21 protein-coding genes are annotated in these 19,269 nt (G+C 57.8%); 3 read left to right on the forward strand and 18 right to left on the reverse strand.

The genetic code is table 11. The features are described 5' to 3' along the window. Positions 1 to 86 precede the first annotated feature (86 nt). The 18 genes from AC2FNN_RS06025 to AC2FNN_RS06110 form a co-directional block, all read right to left on the reverse strand. Entirely contained in the window at positions 87 to 662 is a 576-nt protein-coding gene (locus AC2FNN_RS06025) for a hypothetical protein (protein ID WP_496757279.1), read from the reverse strand. Further along, positions 655 to 1,821, reverse strand: coding sequence for a lipid-A-disaccharide synthase (gene lpxB, locus AC2FNN_RS06030; RefSeq protein WP_496757280.1), 1,167 nt, complete (start codon positions 1,819 to 1,821; stop codon positions 655 to 657). The genes AC2FNN_RS06025 and lpxB overlap by 8 nt, the downstream gene beginning before the upstream one ends. Continuing rightward, positions 1,821 to 2,615 (reverse strand): LpxI family protein, encoded by a 795-nt coding sequence (locus AC2FNN_RS06035; RefSeq protein WP_496757282.1) that lies wholly within the window; start codon positions 2,613 to 2,615, stop codon positions 1,821 to 1,823. The genes lpxB and AC2FNN_RS06035 overlap by 1 nt, the downstream gene beginning before the upstream one ends. Positions 2,616 to 2,619: 4 nt before the next feature. Then, a complete protein-coding gene (gene lpxA / locus AC2FNN_RS06040) occupies positions 2,620 to 3,405 on the reverse strand; it encodes an acyl-ACP--UDP-N-acetylglucosamine O-acyltransferase (protein ID WP_496757284.1) in 786 nt (261 codons plus the stop codon). Further along, entirely contained in the window at positions 3,402 to 3,875 is a 474-nt protein-coding gene (gene fabZ, locus AC2FNN_RS06045) for a 3-hydroxyacyl-ACP dehydratase FabZ (RefSeq protein WP_152457928.1), read from the reverse strand. The genes lpxA and fabZ overlap by 4 nt, the downstream gene beginning before the upstream one ends. A 73-nt stretch (positions 3,876 to 3,948) precedes the next feature. Continuing rightward, a complete protein-coding gene (locus AC2FNN_RS06050) occupies positions 3,949 to 4,470 on the reverse strand; it encodes an OmpH/Skp family outer membrane protein (protein ID WP_496757286.1) in 522 nt (173 codons plus the stop codon). 63 nt (positions 4,471 to 4,533) lie between these two features. Then, positions 4,534 to 6,894 carry an outer membrane protein assembly factor BamA gene (gene bamA, locus AC2FNN_RS06055; RefSeq protein ID WP_171632592.1) on the reverse strand — a complete coding sequence of 787 codons (2,361 nt, stop codon included), beginning with the start codon at positions 6,892 to 6,894 and terminating at the stop codon, positions 4,534 to 4,536. 128 nt (positions 6,895 to 7,022) lie between these two features. Next, complete coding sequence (locus AC2FNN_RS06060; protein ID WP_256367495.1) at positions 7,023 to 7,151, reverse strand: hypothetical protein; 129 nt, start codon at positions 7,149 to 7,151, stop codon at positions 7,023 to 7,025. 78 nt (positions 7,152 to 7,229) lie between these two features. Then, positions 7,230 to 8,582, reverse strand: a complete 1,353-nt coding sequence (rseP, locus tag AC2FNN_RS06065) for an RIP metalloprotease RseP (RefSeq protein ID WP_496757287.1) — start codon at positions 8,580 to 8,582, stop codon at positions 7,230 to 7,232. A 4-nt stretch (positions 8,583 to 8,586) separates the two neighbouring features. Further along, positions 8,587 to 9,759: a 1-deoxy-D-xylulose-5-phosphate reductoisomerase gene (gene dxr, locus AC2FNN_RS06070; protein WP_496757289.1), complete on the reverse strand. Its 1,173-nt coding sequence runs from the start codon at positions 9,757 to 9,759 to the stop codon at positions 8,587 to 8,589. Next, positions 9,759 to 10,541, reverse strand: a complete 783-nt coding sequence (locus AC2FNN_RS06075) for a phosphatidate cytidylyltransferase (protein ID WP_496757291.1) — start codon at positions 10,539 to 10,541, stop codon at positions 9,759 to 9,761. The genes dxr and AC2FNN_RS06075 overlap by 1 nt, the downstream gene beginning before the upstream one ends. Then, complete coding sequence (uppS, locus tag AC2FNN_RS06080; RefSeq protein ID WP_496757292.1) at positions 10,538 to 11,269, reverse strand: undecaprenyl pyrophosphate synthase; 732 nt, start codon at positions 11,267 to 11,269, stop codon at positions 10,538 to 10,540. Before uppS ends, AC2FNN_RS06075 begins: the two co-directional genes overlap by 4 nt. 9 nt (positions 11,270 to 11,278) lie before the next feature. Further along, on the reverse strand, positions 11,279 to 11,842 hold the full coding sequence (gene frr / locus AC2FNN_RS06085; RefSeq protein WP_496757294.1) for a ribosome recycling factor: 564 nt from the start codon (positions 11,840 to 11,842) through the stop codon (positions 11,279 to 11,281). Positions 11,843 to 12,024: 182 nt separating this feature from the next. Next, complete coding sequence (acuI, locus tag AC2FNN_RS06090; RefSeq protein WP_496757295.1) at positions 12,025 to 13,020, reverse strand: acryloyl-CoA reductase; 996 nt, start codon at positions 13,018 to 13,020, stop codon at positions 12,025 to 12,027. Between the two features lie 89 nt (positions 13,021 to 13,109). Further along, a complete protein-coding gene (locus tag AC2FNN_RS06095) occupies positions 13,110 to 14,213 on the reverse strand; it encodes a dimethylsulfoniopropionate demethylase (RefSeq protein ID WP_496757296.1) in 1,104 nt (367 codons plus the stop codon). After that, entirely contained in the window at positions 14,214 to 14,744 is a 531-nt protein-coding gene (locus AC2FNN_RS06100) for a DinB family protein (protein WP_496757298.1), read from the reverse strand. Continuing rightward, the gene (locus AC2FNN_RS06105; protein WP_152457918.1) at positions 14,741 to 15,445 is read right to left on the reverse strand and encodes a DUF1326 domain-containing protein; all 705 of its coding nucleotides are present in this window, start codon (positions 15,443 to 15,445) and stop codon (positions 14,741 to 14,743) included. The genes AC2FNN_RS06100 and AC2FNN_RS06105 overlap by 4 nt, the downstream gene beginning before the upstream one ends. Before the next feature lie 4 nt (positions 15,446 to 15,449). Next, positions 15,450 to 16,214, reverse strand: coding sequence for a DUF2182 domain-containing protein (locus AC2FNN_RS06110; protein ID WP_496757337.1), 765 nt, complete (start codon positions 16,212 to 16,214; stop codon positions 15,450 to 15,452). Positions 16,215 to 16,329: 115 nt separating this feature from the next. Here AC2FNN_RS06110 and AC2FNN_RS06115 point away from each other — a divergent pair, with 115 nt between their 5' ends. From AC2FNN_RS06115 to AC2FNN_RS06125, 3 genes are all read left to right on the forward strand, one after another. After that, positions 16,330 to 17,061, forward strand: a complete 732-nt coding sequence (locus AC2FNN_RS06115; RefSeq protein WP_496757300.1) for a FadR/GntR family transcriptional regulator — start codon at positions 16,330 to 16,332, stop codon at positions 17,059 to 17,061. Between the two features lie 117 nt (positions 17,062 to 17,178). Further along, the gene (locus AC2FNN_RS06120) at positions 17,179 to 18,579 is read left to right on the forward strand and encodes a selenium-binding protein SBP56-related protein (RefSeq protein WP_496757302.1); all 1,401 of its coding nucleotides are present in this window, start codon (positions 17,179 to 17,181) and stop codon (positions 18,577 to 18,579) included. Positions 18,580 to 18,592: 13 nt separating this feature from the next. Then, positions 18,593 to 19,246 (forward strand): hypothetical protein, encoded by a 654-nt coding sequence (locus AC2FNN_RS06125; protein ID WP_224855691.1) that lies wholly within the window; start codon positions 18,593 to 18,595, stop codon positions 19,244 to 19,246. Positions 19,247 to 19,269 lie beyond the last annotated feature (23 nt).

The raw sequence follows: 19,269 nt of genomic DNA on the forward strand, positions 1-19,269 counted from the left end.
TTCTGGGTCACGATACCTTGGACCTGCGCCCCAGCAACAGACCTTTGCAGGTCACATATGCGAGACGAAGCGCTCTCTTTGCCAGGTCACAACATATCGGTGGGAGAGTTGAAGAGAATATAGAGCCCGACGCAGACCATGATATATGGCGCAATCCGATCCAGCCGGGCAACGCGTGGGCCAAGGCTTTTGGCGTGGGGTGCCCCCCATGCCGCAACAGCAACCAGCAAGGCGGCCGCGCCGGCGGCACCGATCAACGCAACACCCCGATAGGACGGCGCCGAGTCCGCAAGCAGAGGGGTCATTACCGCAAAACTGTCTATCGAGAGGCTCAGGAAAAGCGTCACCACCGAAGTCACCGCCCCTTTTGCCTCCGCGCCTTCGGTATCCGTCTCGCGAAACTGATGCCAGATTCCACGCAAGCCAAACACCAGTGGGACAATGCCAAGATAGCCGATCCAAAACGGAAGACCGCTTTGGTTCAGGCCCACGGCCACGGTCATGGCCAGGGAAAGTACGATCGTCTGAGCGACGGCAAAACCCACGATCGCGCGGCGCTGTTCCATCACCAGGATCAAGCCCAACAAGACAGCCAGATTGTCCAGATTGGTAGAGATCATCGCGATCCCGGCAGAGACTGCAAACAACGCGTGATCAAGCATTGCGTGGCTGCATTCTGTTCAAAACCGCCCGCGCCGCGCGCAAGCCAGGTGCTTCGCCCCCTCGCCCCAACCTGTCCATGGTCAGGTTCATGGCATGCTGTTGTGCATCGGGTGCGTCGGCTACTTTTCGCAGGGCTTCGGCGATTTTCTGAGGCTGACAATCATCCAGCAGGCATTCCGGCACGGCGCGTGTCTCCGAAACCAGATTGACCAGTGTAACGGTGTCCAGCTTGACCAACCGTTCCGCCATTTTCTGCGTCAGCCAGTTCAGTTTGTACGCAATGACCATCGGCGTATTCTGCGCCGCAAGTTCCAGCGAAACCGTGCCCGAGGCGGCCAGTGCAAGATTTGCGGCGCCAAAGGCCGCTCGTTTGTCGGCCATGGCTTGCTCTGCCCCTACATTGCGGGGGTCCAGCACTACGGGGGCGCCGGGCCATTCTGGCACCAAGTCATTTATCAGATCGGTCGTCGCACCTACGGTCGGGATCACAACACGGTAATTCGGGTGGTCATCGACAAACAACCGCAACGCGCCGCCGAAAGACCCTGCCAGACGTTCGATCTCACCCCGCCGCGACCCGGGCAGGGCCAGCAGGATCGGCGCATTGCCCAGATCAAAACGGCTGCGAAAGGCAGCGATCTCATCTGGTGTGGCAGTCGGTTCGCCAACCACAGGATGGCCGACAAAGTCGCATTCCATCCCTGCCCGCTCCATATACGGAGGTTCAAAAGGAAGAAGAGCCAGCACATGGTCGATGACCTTTGCCATCTTGTCTGCACGCCCGGGCCGCCAGGCCCAGACACTTGGGGCGACATAATGCACGGTTCGGATTTTGCTGTTGGCTTTTACGATTTTGGCGACGCGCAAGCTGAAATCCGGGCTGTCTATGGTGATCAAAACATCCGGTTTCGTGTCCAGAACCGCCTGTGCCGTCTCGGATATCCGCCGTTTCAGGTGAAAAAACTTCGGCAGCACTTCGACAAGACCCATGACAGACAGCTCGGACATCGGGAACCGGCTGCGCAGGCCCTGCGCTTGCATCAGCTGGCCTCCCACACCGTCGAATTCAACCTCGGGCACCAGGGTTTTCAACCCCTCCATCAGCGCGCCGCCCAACCGGTCGCCCGAAGGTTCACCGGCGACCAGAAAGACACGCATCAGACTGCCCGCTCGCGGATATAGAGAAACAGACCCAGACGGTTGCATTCAGCGATGACGCGTTCTTTTTCCAGAACCAGCACACCGCCTTTTTCCAGAACGATCCCGGACAAACCTGCCGCAACCGCGTCGGTAACGGTTTCTGGCCCGATGGCGGGCAAATCGGCGCGCCGATCCTGATCGGGTTTGGGGCCTTTGAACAGAATGCCCCCGCCAGCGTCGGGGCGTTGGGTCAGGGATTGCAGCATCCAGGCAGTGCCGAATACCCCCTCGATGGCCAGCGCCTGCCCTTTGGACACGGCACAGGCCTGCCCGGTATCCGCCGCCCCCATTGCCCGAAGAATCCCGGCGGCGCGGTCAGCGTCGGCCATGTCGGCATCCGAGGGCTGGGCCTCGGTCAGACACCCCACAGGCGGCAACAAACCGGGCGCGATCTCATGCGCGGCCTTGAGGGTGAGACCGGCCCCCTCAAGAATTCCGATCACGGCGCGCAAAGCTCCGTCATCGCCGGACAGAATGGCCTTTTGGATGATCGGAACCAGCGGCAGCGTCGCGGCGTCGATGCGGGAAGGGTCGATTGGCGGGCGCCGAACAGCGCCGGCCAGACAGATATCGGTCACACCCCGCGCCTTCAGGTCAGCGATGAAACTGCCCAATTGTTCCAGAGGAAACACGACATCTGCACTCAGGGTGTCCGGCAGAAACCCCTCCATCGCGCAGATCAAAGGGCGTTCTGGCAACTGCGCAACAACTTCGGTCGGCAGCGCCCCGGTTCCCGCAATCAACGCAAGCATGACCCTATTTCCTCGGGGTCAGGAAGGATCGGTCACTATGGCCGGTGACAAAATCCACGATCTGCTGCACATAATCGCTTTCGTTGCCTTCACCGATCCGACTGGCGCGATCCATAAAGGTGCCTTCGCCGTCGGACAATTCCTTGAAGGCCGCGCGCAGCGCCGAAATATCCTCGCGCGATACACCCTTGCGCTTGAGACCGACGAGGTTCAGGCCATCCAGCTCACCCCTCGACGCCTGTACCAGGCCGTAAGGAATAACATCTTTCGGCACCATGGTCAGCGCGCCAATAATGGCCCCGCGTCCAACGCGCACCCATTGATGCAGGCCCGAAATGCCGCCGACGATCACGTCGTCTTCGACGATGCAATGCCCCGCCGCGCCGGCATGGTTCACCATGATCACACGGTTGCCGATCTGAACGTCATGGGCCACGTGAACGCCCGCCATCAACAGGCAGTCGTCACCGATCCGCGTGACCCCTCCGCCACCGTCGGTACCGGTATTGATTGTCACATGCTCGCGAATGCGGTTGCGTTTGCCAATCTCAAGACGGGTGTTTTCGCCACTGAATTTCAGATCCTGAGGGATCTCACCAATCACCGAGAAATTGAACACAACGGTATCTTCGCCAATCGAGGTATCGCCCGTCACGACCACATGCGATTTCAACTCGACCCGATCGCCCAGTTTCACCTGTGCGCCCACATGGCAGAAGGGACCGATGATGCAATCCTGTCCAATCTGCGCACCGTCTTCAATAATTGCGCTGGGATGGACTCCGTTCATGTTGTCTTTTCCATATCCCAGTCGACATAGGCCGAGAATTCCGCCTCGGCGGCAACTTCGCCTTCGACAGTTGCACGGCCGCTGAATTTGAACAGCTTTCCGCCTTTTTTTCCACGCACGGTTTCCACATGCATTTCCAGCACATCACCGGGCACGACCTTGCGGCGGAATTTGCACTTGTCGATGCTCATGAAGTAAATCAACAGCTCGGTGTCGATGACGTCCATTCCCACACCCAGCATCACACCGGCGGTCTGCGCCATTGCCTCGACAATGGTGACACCCGGCATGATCGGCGTACCGGGGAAATGCCCCTGAAAATGCGGTTCGTTCATGGTGACATTCTTGATTCCGCGCGCCGACTGATAGCCCGAGATATCTACCACCTTATCGACCAGCAAAAACGGATAGCGGTGCGGCAGGATCCTCTGGATCAGCTGAATGTCTGCGCTTTTGGTTTCTGTGCTCATGATGCAGATATCCCGTTTTGGATGTTTCTTTTTTTGCGTGGTTAGCAATACAGCACTGCAAGGGCAAGCGAACCTATTCGCCCTGACCCTGTTGCAAATCGCTTCCATCACCAATCGCGGCGTTTATTCGGATGATTGCGGCTTCGGTGATGTCGGACGTGCTGACGACGACATTGGATCGCTCGATCATCACGCTGGCCCCAATTTCGCGCAACAGATCGACAAGCACCGGGCGCACAATCTCGGAAAAGGTCTGCTGGGCTTCTTCGCTGCGACGGGCCAGAACGTCCAGTTTTGCCCTTTGCCCCTCGCGATGGGATTGAACCTTGAGATCAAACGCCTCGGCCAGGGGGCGGAATTCGTCGGCCGACATGGTGGCGCGCTGCTCGGTAAGTTCCTTTTCTTCGCGGCTCAGTTCCGCGACAATCCGTTGGTTTTCTTCGGACAGTAAGGCGCTTTCCTTTTCAATTTCGCGCAAAACGCGCTGTCCGAAAGCGGACTTGGCAAACAGCTCTTCACTGGACAGGGTGACCACACTGGCTTGAGGCACACCAAGCTGCTGAGCATTCGCCAAAGGCGTCAGGACCATCGTCATAAATGCACACAGGGCCCAAAGCGGGCCCCGTGTTCTGCCAAGCAATTTGTTCAGCATCGCGGATCAGAACCGCGCCTGGATCGTAAAGTCAAAGTTCTGCTCCTTGTCGAAAGATTCTTTCTTGAGAGGCTGCGAGAAGTTGAACTGCAACGGCCCGAACGGAGTTTCCCACAGCACCGAAATGCCAATCACGTGGCGGATCGATCCGTTTGCACCGACAATGGTTGCACCTGCCGTATTGACGTTGTCGATGTTGTAAAGGTTGCCGACATCATAGAACAGGCCGCCACGCAGACCCAGCTCCTCGGGCAGACCCAGCGGGAAATCGGTTTCGAAACGGGCAACCCAGTAGTAGTTGCCCCCGATCGCGTCATCCTGACCGTTGGACAGGTCACGCGGTCCGATACCCGCAGGTTCGAAACCCCGAAAGGTATTGGGCCCCAGCACAAACCGGTCAACAGTACGGCTGAAATCGTTTCCGCGCCAGTGCAGCGCGCCCAGCTCCATCGTGGCCCGAAGCACCACCTCTTCATTCCATACCCGGGTTTGCGCGATACCACGCGCCGTGGTCTTGAAGTACTTGTTGTCCCCACCAAGTCCAGCGGCATCAACGCCAACCTCGAACAGAACGCCGGTATTGGGGTCCAGACCGCCGATACGGCTGTCATAAATGTAGGACAGTCCCAAAGAACTGGACGTCCGTTTGCCCTGCGCAATTTCAGAAGCAATCACCGCGCCGTTAACTTCGTTGTCCTGTTGCGTCATCTCGCTGCGGTCCCAGCCATAGCGGAGCCGCAGAGCCGACAATTCACCAATCGCATAGGTAAGCTGCGGTGCAAAGAAAAGACTGCTTGTGTCGTAACTTGCAAACCCGGAATTGGTGGCAGACAGCCCCAGACCAAGGTCAAAGCGCAGCTTGCGGCCCAACAGGTAAGGCTCTGTGAAGCTGAGCGTATATTGTTCCGAGTCCTGCGCGGTCGAAATCGACACACCAAGGTTCTGGCCACGACCCAGGAAGTTGGATTCGTTCAGGGCAACGGCAATCCCGAAGCCGTCCGTAACCGAGTAGCTGCCTCCGAGGCTCAGCGAGCCGGTAGGTTGTTCTTCAACGTCTACATCCAGAATGACCTGGCTGGGCGACGATCCCTCGCGCGGCTCGACTTCCGCGACGGCGAAGAAGCCCAGGGCATTGATGCGCTCGGCGGCCTGACGGATTTCGCGGGGATTGAACGGGTCGCCTTCGACGGTATCGAACTGACGGCGGATCACCCGGTCCAAGGTGGTTGTGTTGCCTTCAATATCAATCCGCTCGACAAAGATCCGAGGACCTTTTGTCAGAACAAATTCGATATCCAAAGTCAGATCGCGGTCATTGCGTGTGACACGTGGTTCCACGCGAAGGAAATCCACACCTTGCTTCAGGCCCAGCCGTTCCTGTCGCGTAATCGAATTTTCAACCAGCGTCGGCGTATATGTCACGCCGGGCTTGATCTTCAGCGCGTCCTGATAAGGGGCCGGATCCACGCCCGGAATCTCACTGACGGTCGTGATCTTACCGAATGAGAACTTCTGCCCCTCGGTTACATTCATCACCAGGAAAAACGCATCCCGTTCACTGGTAAACTCGACATTGGCGCTGTTCACGCGGAAGTCGACATAGCCTCGTGACAGGTAGAAATCCCGGATGACCTGCTTGTCGAACTCGATACGATCGCCGATGAAGGTGTCGTTCCTGAAGAACGTCCGCAGGAACGTTGCCTGCTTGGTTTCCAGAACGCGGCGCAAGCGTCGGTCCGAAAAGGCACGGTTGCCGACAAAGCTGACACGTTCCACTTCGATGGTCGTGCCTTCGGCCACTTCGAAAACCAGATCAACCCGGTTGTCGCTGCGGCGGATAATCCGAGGGATCACGGTCGCGGCAACACGGCCTTGGGCTGAATACACTTCGGCAATCATGTCGGCGTCAGACTCGGCCACCTGCGGGGTAAAGACGCGGCGCGGTTGCGATTCGATGACGTCCAGCAACACGTCGTCCTTGACGCGGGCGTTACCCTCGATGCTGATCTGGTTGATCGTCGGATATTCCTGCACCTTGATGACCAGCGTAGACCCCCGCGGCGTCAGTTCGACTGTTTCAAATACACCACTGTCAAGCAATCGCTGATAGGCATCATTGAGCTGGCCGGCAGTTACGGTCTGGCCAGGTTCGATTCCCGTTCGGGCGATGATCGTACCGGTTTCGATCCGGCGATTGCCCTCAACATCAAACGAATTGATCGTGAAATTTTGCGCCAGTGCTGCATGCGGAAAAGTCATTAAGCTTGCAGCAACAAAAAGGAAAAGAACCGCTAGCGCCTGCCACAAAATATTGTTTGTTGGCATTTGCTGCCCGCAGGATGTGCCCGCCCCTCGCCTGTCAGTCATTTTATGCTCTACCCAGAATTTTAAGACTTTAATGCTGAGTAGCGGGATTGAATGAGCTTGTCAAAAGGCGAAATAGAAGCAGCCACGCAGACTGCCATTCAAATTGACGACGTTGATTTCAGTAAGAATCACATGGCCGCCAGATAGGCGGCACCTGCCATTGCCAAAGCCGTAACCGCAAAGCTCAGCAGAACATCCCAATTCAACACGAACAGGAAGCTAAAGCTCTGATAAGATTTTTTCAGCGTTTTGGTCATGGCTTTTTCCTCAGACGCAGAAATCATAACGTCAGAATGAGGCAATATTGCGGCCCAATCTTGCGCCGCGCGCCACAATCAGCAGAACAGATCGTTGCTCACTGAAAACAGCATGAGGGTGAGGATTATCGTGATCCCTACCCCCATGAGCACCCGCAAGGCCCCGTCACTGGGTGGTTTCCCTGCAATGGCTTCATAGGCGTAGAACACGAGATGCCCGCCATCCAGTGCCGGGATCGGAAACAGGTTCAGCAATCCGACCGCCGTCGACAGGACCGCGATGAAGAAAATGAAGTTCTGCGCCCCCTGGCTGGCCATTGCCCCCGAGGTTTCGGCAATTCCGATCGGCCCCGAGATGTTGCAGGTGCTGATTGCACCTGTCACCATGTGCCACATACCCGACAGCGACCCTTCGATGATACGGCCCGTCTGTCTGACACCGCCGGTCAGTGAATCCAGAATACCGGCCGGTTCAGTTGCCGGCTCCAGCATCATGCCCCCGATGATCCCAATCCGCCAATGGGTGACGAAACCGCCATCCGGCTGAGGTTCATCCGTGCGTCGGGGGGCCAATGCGAATTCCAGCTCGGACCCATCCCGCCAGACGTCCAACAGCAGAACCCGGCCTTCGGACCCTTCGACAAAATCCTTCAACTGCTCGAAAGCAAAGATTGGTTCCCCGTTCACAGACGTGATGACATCGCCTTGTTTCAGTTGGATATCCATGGCCGCGCTGCGTGGGGCCACTTGGCGGATCAGGGGGGGAAACATCCATGGTGCTTGCACATCCAGGGCTTCACCGTCCCGGATCACCGTGTAGTCCAGAACCGGTTCCACAGGCAGTGCCTCGATAAAGTCCTGCCAGGCGCCCTCTTCATCATAGTCAGGTGTCGGGATGCCGGCGATGGCCGTGATCACATCACCTTCTCTCAGCTCCTGCACAGTGCCCGGCAAAGGTTGCAACGATCCGACTGTAAGCGGCTCTTTCGATACGCCCTGTGACCAGAAAATCAGGCCAAACACCAGAATGGACATGACGAAGTTGAACACAGGCCCGGCCGCGACCGTGGCTGTACGCGCCCACAAAGGCGCACCGTGCATGGTGCGACGCAGCTCTTCCGGGCTTTGGGTGGCGATGCCTTCCATCGCCTTTTCATCCTTGCCCGATGCTGCATTGGCATCGCCCAGGAACTTTACGTACCCCCCAAACGGCAGCAACGCGATCTGCCATCTGGTCCCCCGTTTGTCGACACGGCTCCAGAGAACCGGACCAAACCCGATCGAGAAGACCTCGGCATGAATACCGGACCACCGCCCCACAATGTAGTGGCCGTATTCGTGCACCGCGACGATGACCGACAACGCGATGACAAACGCGACAATCGTCCAGAGAAGATTGCCAACTTGCGGGATTAGCGAAAGTACGTCCAAAATTCTATCCTGCTCGTTCCACCACAGCGTCATCGACCCACTGACGTGCCAGATGGTCGGTTTGCTGTACGTTATCAAGGGTCATCGGGGCATCAATAAGGCTGCCTGACGCGTCGAACCTGTCGAGAACCGCGGCGACGGCATCAGCCATATCCAGAAATCCGGTCCGGCGGGCGATAAAATGATCCAGCGCGCGTTCCTTCGCGGCATTGAAAACAGCGCCTGCAAGGCCGCCACGCGCCATCACGTCCCGGGCCAATTTCAATGCGGGATAACGTGCCAGATCCGGCGCGTTGAAACGCAGTTTCCCAAGTTTTGCCAAATCAAGCCGCTGTATCGGCAATTCCCGTCTTTCGGGCCAATGCAGCGCGTAACCGATGGCGTGGCGCATATCGGGTGCCCCCATATGGGCCATCATCGCGCCATCACGATAGCCGACCAGGGCGTGCACTATGGATTCCGGATGCAACAGCACTTCGATCTGATCCGGATCGACTCCGAAATATTCTTTTGTTTCTATGACTTCCAACGCTTTGTTGAACATGGATGCGCTGTCGATGGTGATACGCTGCCCCATATCCCAATTCGGATGGCTGGAGGCCTGTTCAACCGTCGCATTCACCAGTTCACTCAGGGGCCAATCACGGAACGCCCCGCCGCTGGCGGTGATAATCACACGCTCGACTGTTTCGATGTCTTCACCGACCAGAGCCTGGAACACCGCCGAATGTTCGCTGTCGACCGGCAGCAATCGCGCACCATGCCGTTTGGCCGTTTCCAGAACCAGTGATCCTGCGCAGACCAATGTCTCTTTGTTGGCCAGTGCCAGCGTCGTCCCCTGTTTCAACGCCTCGATACCCGGTGCCAACCCGGCCGAGCCGACAATGGCCGACATGATCCAATCCGCCGGTCGTGCCGCAGCTTCGACGATCGCGCCGGGACCCGCAGCCGCCTCGACGCCACTGCCGGCCAAAGCGGTACGCAGGTCATCAAGCCGGTCTTCATGAGCGGTGACGGCAATATCGGCACCGAGCCGACGCGCATCATCTGCAAGCCTTTGAATATTGGCGCCACCGGTTAAGGCCACGATGTCATACTCGGACGGCGCGCGCGAAATCAGATCAATCGTATTCTGCCCGATTGACCCGGTGGCCCCAAAAACAGAAACCTTTCGCATTACATTTCACCCGGCGAATAGATCAGCCCCGCGATCAGAACAAACAGCGCGGCCCCCATCATGCCATCAAACCGATCCAAAAAGCCGCCATGGCCCGGTATCAGGTTCGAACTGTCTTTGACACCGAACTTGCGTTTGACCGCGCTTTCAACAATATCACCGGCCTGACTTGCCATTGAAGCCAAAATGGAAACAACGACAAAAGTGAATCCAAAGCCGGCCAGGCTTGCAAAAACTGCACCGACGCATGCCGCGGCGGCCCACCCGCCGGCGGTTCCCGACCACGTCTTCTTCGGGCTGACTTTGGGCCAGAATTTCGGCCCGCCAACCGCCTTGCCCACGAAATAGCCCGCGACGTCCGTGGCGACCACGACAGCAATCAGCCAAACCATCCAGCCAAAACCGGAATTTTCCCGGATCGAGATGAAACCCAGCCCGGCCCCGACGATCCAGATCACAAACATCCCGAACAGAACCTTCGAGCGACTGATCTGCCCCACGCCCACAAGCGCAGGCGCAAACACGACCGGCAAAGTGTAAATCGGCGGCAGATGATAGCTGAGAACCACGGTGATGCTTGTCAGAATTCCCAACTGCACGGCCACGCCGCGGGCCTGCGGGTCGATCATCCGAACCAATTCCCACGTCATCAGACCACAGGCTGCGGCAATGAATGTTTCGAACCACCACCCGCCAAGCCAGACCTCGATTGATCCGATCACGACCAGAACAGCAGCAGAAAGAACCCGTGTTGTCAGGTCAGACCATCGGCCGTCTCTCATGCCAGAACCGCTCCGAACCGCCGATCTCTGGTACCGTAATTCTGGCACAGGCGGGCCAGTTCAGCAGCAGTAAAATCCGGCCAGAGGGTATCGATGAATTCGTATTCCGAGTAAGCCGACTGCCACAGAAGAAAATTTGAAATCCGCGCTTCACCGCTGGTTCGAATCACAAGGTCGGGATCAGGAAGAACCCGCGTATCCAGATACTTAGGAAGGGTTTCTTCATCCACCTCTTCGGGTTTCAATCGCCCTTCAGCCACATCCCGCGCCAGACGCTTGGTGGCGCGCGCGACTTCGTCGCGCCCACCGTAATTCAGCGCGACGGTCAAATGAACAAGATCGTTGTTTTTGGTTTCTTCTTCCAGCGAGTCCATCAACTCGATCAACTTGGAATCCAGCCGGACCCGATCTCCGATGAATCGAACGCGGATGCCATTTTCCGCAAGTGTCCGGGTTTCCTTGATGATATAGCGGCGGAACAGGTTCATCAGGCCGGCAACTTCTACCTGGGTCCGCTTCCAGTTTTCGGTCGAAAAAGCGAACACCGTCAGGTACTTGATCCCCAATCCTGGGCAGGCCTCGACAACCTCGCGCACGCGCCGCGCCCCGGCATGGTGGCCGAACAGCCTGGGACGGCCGCGTGCCTGCGCCCAGCGACCATTGCCATCCATGATGATGGCCACATGGCGCGGGCCGGACTCCAGCTCGGTTTGCGGGTCTTTTGGCATCAGTCCGGCTCAGACCTGCATGATTTCAGCTTGCTTGGTTTCAAGCGCAGCATCCACGGTCTTGATCATCTCATCCGTCATGTCCTGAACTTCGCTTTCCCAAAGCTTCTGGTCATCTTCCGACATGCCGTCCGCTTTGGCCTTCTTGATCTGATCCATGCCATCGCGACGCACGTTGCGGATCGAAATGCGCGCGCTTTCCGCATATTGACCGGCGACCTTGCTCAACTCGCGGCGGCGTTCTTCGTTCAACTCGGGTATCGGCAGCATAATGATGGTGCCGTTCAATTGCGGATTGATACCAAGGCCGCTTTCGCGAATGGCCTTTTCTACCTTACCAACCAATGACTTATCCCAGACGTTTACAGTGACCATACGCGGTTCGGGCACGTTCACTGTGCCCACCTGGTTGATCGGTGTCATCGAGCCGTAAGCGTCAACCATGACAGGTTCCAGCATCGAGGCCGAAGCACGCCCTGTTCGCAATGATGCAAATTCGGTTTTCAGATTGGCCATTGCGCCATCCATGCGGCGCTGCAGATCATCGGTGTCCAGTTCGAAGTCGTCAGACATTCTGCTCACTCCCCGTCTTCAGGTACTCTTTGGATGGGTCTTACGCCATCGCAATTGGGATGTATAGCAATCATGATCGGGAATTGTATCAATGGCCAGAGGTGTTGCGACCAATTTGGACAAACATCGTTTTCCGGAACCTGGCCGAGTTTCTCCGGCCAGGTCGAGTTTATGGGTCAGCCTCAGGCGTTCACGTCCACCACGACGCGCCCCTTGACCTGGCCCTTCAGAATGTCGGCGCCCAGTTGCGGCAGATCGGACAGACCGGCCGATTGAACCATCGCCTCAAGCTTGTCCATCGGCAGATCCGTGGCGATCCGTTTCCACGCGCGCACCCTGTTGTCATAGGGTTGCATCACACTGTCGATGCCCAAAAGGTTCACGCCGCGCAGCAGGAACGGAATCACCGTCGCAGGCAAAGCAGCCCCGCCTGCCAAACCAACCGCAGCAACAGAACACCCGTATTTCATCTGGCCCAGAACACGCGCCAGCATGGCGCCGCCCACAGCGTCAACGCAGCCCGCCCATGTTTCGCTTTCCAGGGGGCGTTTCGAGGTCTCGTTCAGGTCGTCGCGCGGCACAATGGTCGTCGCACCAAGTGATTTCAGATAGTCACCGGTTTCGGGCCGTCCGGTGACCGCGGCGACCTCATAGCCCAAATTGCCAAGAATGGCCGTGGCCACCGAACCGACGCCGCCCGCGGCCCCGGTCACCAATACCGGTCCACGATCCGGGGTCAGCCCATGATCCTCCAGCGCCATGACCGCCAGCATCGCAGTGAAACCGGCGGTGCCCACGGCCATTGCCTGCCGCGTCGTCAGCCCATCGGGTAGCGGCACCAGCCAATCGGCCCGCGCGTTGGCTTTTTGCGAATAGCCGCCCCAGTGCGCCTCACCAACGCGCCATCCGGTCAGAACAACCTTGTCACCGGGTTTGTAACGGTCATCCGATGAGGCCTCGACCGTGCCGGCGTAGTCAATGCCGGGGACATGCGGATAGGCCCGCACCAACCCGCCCCCTTTCGGAGACAGGCACAGGCCGTCCTTGTAGTTCACCGTGGAATATTCGACCGCAACCGTGACGTCACCATGCGGCAGGTCATCCACCGACAATTGTTTGACCGAGCCGGTGGCAAGTCCGCTCTCTTCATCCTTGTCCATCACAAGTGCATTGAACATCTGTCATTCCTTTCGTGTTCAGCGACCAGCCCATGTCCTCAGCTGGTTCAAAATATCCCGAGGTCGACGCGGCAGCGTCCTTGATTCTGCTAAATCCAGAAATGCGATTGCACGGTCGCGCGGCGCATCCCGGCCGGTGTTTCCACTTCCAGTTCCGTCCCGGCATCCCAATGGCTCAGGCGCACCATACCGATCGCCACATTGGTTCCAAAATCCGGAGACCAGGCCGCCGATGTCACCTGCCCCACGCGCTTGCCGCTTGCAAACAGGCCCCAGGGACGATCGCAACCCGACACCGGCTCACCGGCGATGGCGATTGGCCGGATTTGCTGCACCGGCCCTTCCTTGGCAACACGCAACAGGGCATCCCGACCGATACAGCCGATCGCGGTATGCGTGTTGCAGAACTTTCCCAGACCGCATTCATGCGGAGTGTTGTCGTCGGTCATGTCGTTCCCATAGGACAACAGGCCGCCCTCAATGCGTTCGATCAGATTCGGGCAGCCCGCGCGCACGTGCAGATCTTCGCCCGCGGCAAACAGGGCGTTCCACAAAGGCATGCCGATATCGCCACCTTCCACGTATATCTCGAAACCACCCTGTTTCGAATAACCGGATCGCGCGACGGCCAGATCGCGCCCCTTGAACTCGAACATGTCGAACTTGAAGAAACGGATGTCACGCACACGGTCCCCGAAGACGCGGGCCATCAGCTCGTCCGCCTTCGGGCCCTGAACGGCAAGCGGCGACACGTCCGGTTCATCCACCAGCACATCCAGACGGTACCCAACGGCGATACCCTTAACCCACAGCATCAGATCACTGTCGGCAATCGATATCCACCAACGGTCTTCGGACAGTTTCACCGCGACCGGATCGTTCAACATACCGCCGGTTTCGTCAACGATCGGCACATAGAAACACTGCCCCGGCAGCATCCCACGCAGGTCACGGGGGGTCAGCATTTGCATCAAGCGCGCCGCGTCCGGCCCGCGCAGTTCAACCTGCCGCTCACACGCGACGTCCCACACCTGCACATGAGTCTTCAGATGCCGGTAATCGGATTCAACACTTTCAAAAACCGTCGGCAACAACATATGGTTGTAGACCGTATAGCCCTTGACCCCGGCAGCTTCGACTCCTTCAGAGAACGGAGTGCGCCGCAAGCGGCGTGAGGCGGAAATCTGCGGCATTCATACCTCCTGCGGCATAAAGACGATATCACTGACAGGCGCTTCCGAGCCCGTCTCGGTCAGCATTTTGTGCACTTGTCCCCTGTGATGGGTCTGATGATTGAAGAAATGGATCACGCACAGCGCGTAAGGCATTGTGACATCAACCTCTTTCGCGGCGGAGTACCACGTGAACGAGCCGGTTAGCGGATCATCCCCCAGCCCTTCTGCCCAGTTCAGGATACGCGCGTCGATCTTTTCGCGTAACGCCAACCAGCTTTGCAGGTCCGGGCACAGGTATACGCTTTCATGGATACCCCCGCCCGCCTTGTGAATATTGCCATCGGGCCCATCGCGCTTTTCGAAACGCGACATCCACATCCAGTCGCCCCACAGCAGATGGTTCACCGTGCCCATGATCGAGCCGAAGAACGCCCCGCGTTCAAGGGTCAGCTCCTTCGGTGTCAGAGATTGCAAAAACTCTGCCAACTGTTTGTTCTGCCAGTGATTGTAATGCGCCATTTCCTGCGCATACCCACCCGTGATCATCATTTGGGCCCGTGCCAGTCGATGGGGCAGATTTCAGCGGACTTGCCGCCAAAGTCCCAGACCCGGCCATAGTCGCGCACCTTCGATTTGGTGCCACGCGCCACGATGATGTCAGGTCCCATCCAGTATTTGGAATTTGAGACCATCACCGGATGCTCCGGGTCCTTGCCCGCAAGCATCTCGATCTCTCCCTGTATCTTGCGACCAATCGCGATCCGACGCTTGTTTCCATCGCGCTCGATCTGGACCGGAGCCCGTTCCGCACCGATGATTTCGCTGACCAGCATGGTAAACAGACCGGTCGTGCCGCCCGCCTGACCGCTAAAGATTTGCAACAACCCGTTATAAGCCTTGCCGCTTGCGCGCTCGTCGACATAAGCGGCGACCTTCCACTGGCCTTCCCCCATCCGGCCCGGAATATCGACCAGCAACCCGACATTCAGACCCGACAGATCCTCGCCTTCATAGTGGCCTTCATCAACGATGATGCCCATCCAAGCATGGCAGTGACCTTCCGTCGGGGGATGTGCGCCCAGCGACACCACGCAGGGGCAGAACACGTCACACGAACAGTTCAGGATCAACTCGCCCTTGATGGCCCATTCCGTCGGGCTCATCTCTCGCCGCTTGGGATTGGGCATGCGGCTGTCGATGCGCTGGCTGACGGGCAGCCGATCGGCGTCTGGTTTTCTGTTTTTAGCCATTGGCTTATCCTCCGTAGCTAATAGGATACACGAGCAGGACAAGACCGCCCGCAATCAGCACAAACCCCATTGGACGGGTCACAGCGTGCCCGATCTGAGGAAGTTTCTCCAATACCATGAACAGGGTCGCGAGCCCCATCCACAACAGGCTCATGACGCCGCCGACAAAGCCGAGTGCCATAAAGCCCCAGCAGCATCCGACGCAGAAGGCACCAAGGCCCAGCCCCATGCGAACACCGCCCGCAAATCCGGTTCTCCAATGGCCCAGGAAATACGTCATCGGGGCGTGACACACGCCATGGCAAACCTCTTTGAAGCGCGAGAACTGAAACGCGCCCACGGCGATCATCAAGCCGCCCGCGACCCATCCGGATTTGGCAATACCCAGCATATCGACAAGGCCGCCAAACAGCAGAACCAGCTGAATTCCTGCGATTAGGGCCGCAAACCCGACCCAAACGACCGAGTATCCGGCCAGAACCCCCAGCCAGCCGGCGCGGCTGCCATTTGCACTGCGGATCAGGTCATCGTAACTGCGCAGGGTCGGGATCAGGGTCGGCAGCATCATGGCCGCCATCATGATCGCCCACATTGAAAACAGCGGGCCGAACGCGGCCATGGGCATGTACATGTCCATGCGAGGATCCATCGCGGCCATCGCCTGCCCCATCGGCCCCGGACGGCCGATCAGATCGAGGTCCATGTCCCGGCTCATCGAGAACATGACCCACCACGCCCACAAGATCAGAACATAAAAGCCCAGCCACATTCCGCTGCGCAGCCACGTACGACTCACTTCGGCCTCCCGACTCAACTCCCTTGCTTTTCAAATGTCAGACTTTTAAATGTCAGACAAATAAAAATTTGCCCAAGGTCGTCTGAAGATGAAAACCGCGCCCCGGAAAACCGCAGACCTGTCTGCCCAGATCGCCCAGGCCATTCGGGATGCGATCGTATCGGGTGAACTGATCGTGGACGCGCGCCTGCCGTCCGAAGCCGAGCTGTCGGATCAGTTCCAGGTCTCTCGCCCGACCGTGCGCGAAGCATTGAAACGGCTGGCGGCGCAATCATTGATCCGCACGCAACGCGGCGCTTCCGGGGGGGCGTTTGTGAATCGCCTGAGCTTTGAGGATGCCTATTCTCAGCAAGTCACGACTTCGACATTGCTGCTGTCGATGAATGCGGTCAGCTTCGATACCGCATGCGAGGCGCGATATGCCCTGGAAAGGGCCTGCGCGCCCTTGTCCGCGCAACGGCGCACGGCAGATCACCTGGCGACCATGCGGGCAGAAATATTCCGCCAGTCCCAACCGGGCCTGACGGACGAGGCGTTTTGTGCATCAGACGTGACTTTCCATCGCGCGCTGGTGGATGGGGCTGGAAACCCGGTCCTGTCCTATCAACTGGCAGGCGCCGTAGAAGCGATGCAACCGCTTATGAACATGATCACGTTCACGGCGCGATCCCGCGAAGAGATCATCGGACTGCATAGCAGAATAGTGGACGCGCTTGAGGCAACAGACGCGGACACCGTAGACTCCGCGCTTATTGATCTGGAACATTACACACGACGGCTGGCCCATGATGTGGCCGAAAGCAAACGTAAACCGACCTGAGGGCCACATTCGAAACAAGATCAGAACAAGGGGCAAAAAAGCGGGCAGATTGTCATCCGACGCCAAGATCGGAACTTTCAATATGAATTGAAGTTCAATGACTTACGGGAGGACGTTATGAACCAAAGACCGGACCCTAGTTTTTATCCATCCGCGAAACTGGCGATGGAGGGCCCCGCCGAGACGCTTGCATTCACGCTGATGCTCAGCCCTGACTTTTCTCAACCCGACGGGCTGGCGGTTGTGAATGTCGATCCAAGCTCGGACGATTTCGGAAAGATCGTGCATCAGGTGATCATGCCCGAAAAGGGCGACGAATTTCACCATTTCGGCTGGAACGCCTGTTCTTCTTCCCTGTCGCCGCTGAGCGGTCATGCGTTTCTGGAGCGGCGCTATCTGATCATCCCGGGCATCCGGTCCAGCCGGATTTATGTCATTGACGTGAAAAACCCGCTTGAAGCCAAGATTCACAAGATCATCGAACCCGAAGAAGTCTTTGCAAAGACTGGGTATTCGCGTCCGCACACGATCCATTGCGGGCCCGAAGGCATCTATGTCAGCACCCTTGGTGGCGGCGGCCCCGACGGCACAGATGGCCCTCCGGGCATATTCATCATGGATTGCGAGACTTTCGATATCATCGGGCGCTATGAGATCGAGCGCGGTGTGCAGGACAAGCATTATGATTTCTGGTGGAATCTGCCGCGCGATTACATGGTCAGTTCCGAATGGGGCCTGCCGCCGCAATTCGAAAACGGGCTGGTGGCCGAGGATCTGCTTTCGAACAAATACGGTCATCGCATCCATTTCTGGAACCTGCGCAATCGGACCAATATTCAGACCATTGATCTGGGCGAAAACCACCAGATGGCGCTGGAAATCCGCCCCGCCCATGATCCCGTAAAACAATACGGGTTCTGCGGTGTTGTCGTCGATACGACCAACCTGCAAGGTGCGATCTTCACCTGGTGGCGCAATGATGACGGCACGTTCGAAGCCAAGAAAACCATAACAATCGATCCGCAACCCGCTGATCCTGATGATCTACCTGACCTTCTGAAGGGCTTCTCTGCCGTTCCGCCGCTGGTCACTGATATCGACCTGAGCCTGGACGACAAGTACCTCTATGTCGCGTGCTGGGGCACCGGTGAGATGCATCAATATGACGTATCCGATCCGATGAAACCGACCCTTGCCGGGAAAGTCGAAATCGGAGGGATCATCAAAAAGACAAAACATCCAAATGGTCAAACCTTTGGCTATGGGCCACAGATGGTCGAAATCAGCCGCGATGGTAAACGCGTCTATTGGACCAATTCGCTCTATTCCACGTGGGACGATCAGTTCTACCCCGAGGAAGGTGGTGCGGCCATGGTCAAGGCTGATGTCGGCGAGAATGGCGGGCTGACACTGGACCCGAAGTTCTGGGTTGATTTCCCCAAAGGATATCGCAGCCATCAAATCAGGCTGGAGGGCGGAGATTGTTCAACCGACAGTTTCTGTTACCCCTCGGTCTGAATTGGAAATCCTGATGTCATCAACGGCTGGCCTGTGGCTGGCCGTTGTTCTGAGCGGAGCCTATCACGGCCTGAACCCCGGCATGGGCTGGCCGCTGGCGGTGTCTTCGGCTTTGATGGAACAACGCCAATCCGCCCTCTGGGGTGCGCTTGCGGCTTTGGCTGGCGGGCATTTCGTGGCCATGCTTGGCGTACTTCTTCCTTTTGCCCTGATGGCCGTACTGGTCGATTATCAAAATGAAATCCGTATCGGCGCGGCTCTGGTCGTGATTGGCATGGGTCTGTACATCGCGATAACCCGCCGTCATCCCCGCTTTCTTTCGCGGATCCCGCCAAGCAAGCTCGCGCTTTGGTCTTTTCTTGTGGCGCTTGCCCACGGGGCCGCGTTGATGCTGGTTCCAATCTATCTGGGCCTGTGTGCCGTGGATGAACTGGACGCGGGCCATCAAGCGATTTCTCAGATCATGACCACGAACACCCTTTTGGTTCTGGGCGTCGCCGCGCTGCATACGGCCGCCATGGTTCTGGGCGGCGGGTTTTTGGCCTTCGCGGTCTATCATTGGCTTGGTCTGCAATTCCTGTCGCGCAGCTGGTTCAACCTGGAACTCATCTGGGCCCTGAGCCTCATTCTGGTCGGCGGTCTGGGTCTTTGGTCCGCACTTGGCTGACCTTGTACTTTGTTTTGAAACGC

The sequence above is a fragment of the Ruegeria sp. BHSA118 genome (assembly GCF_059613405.1).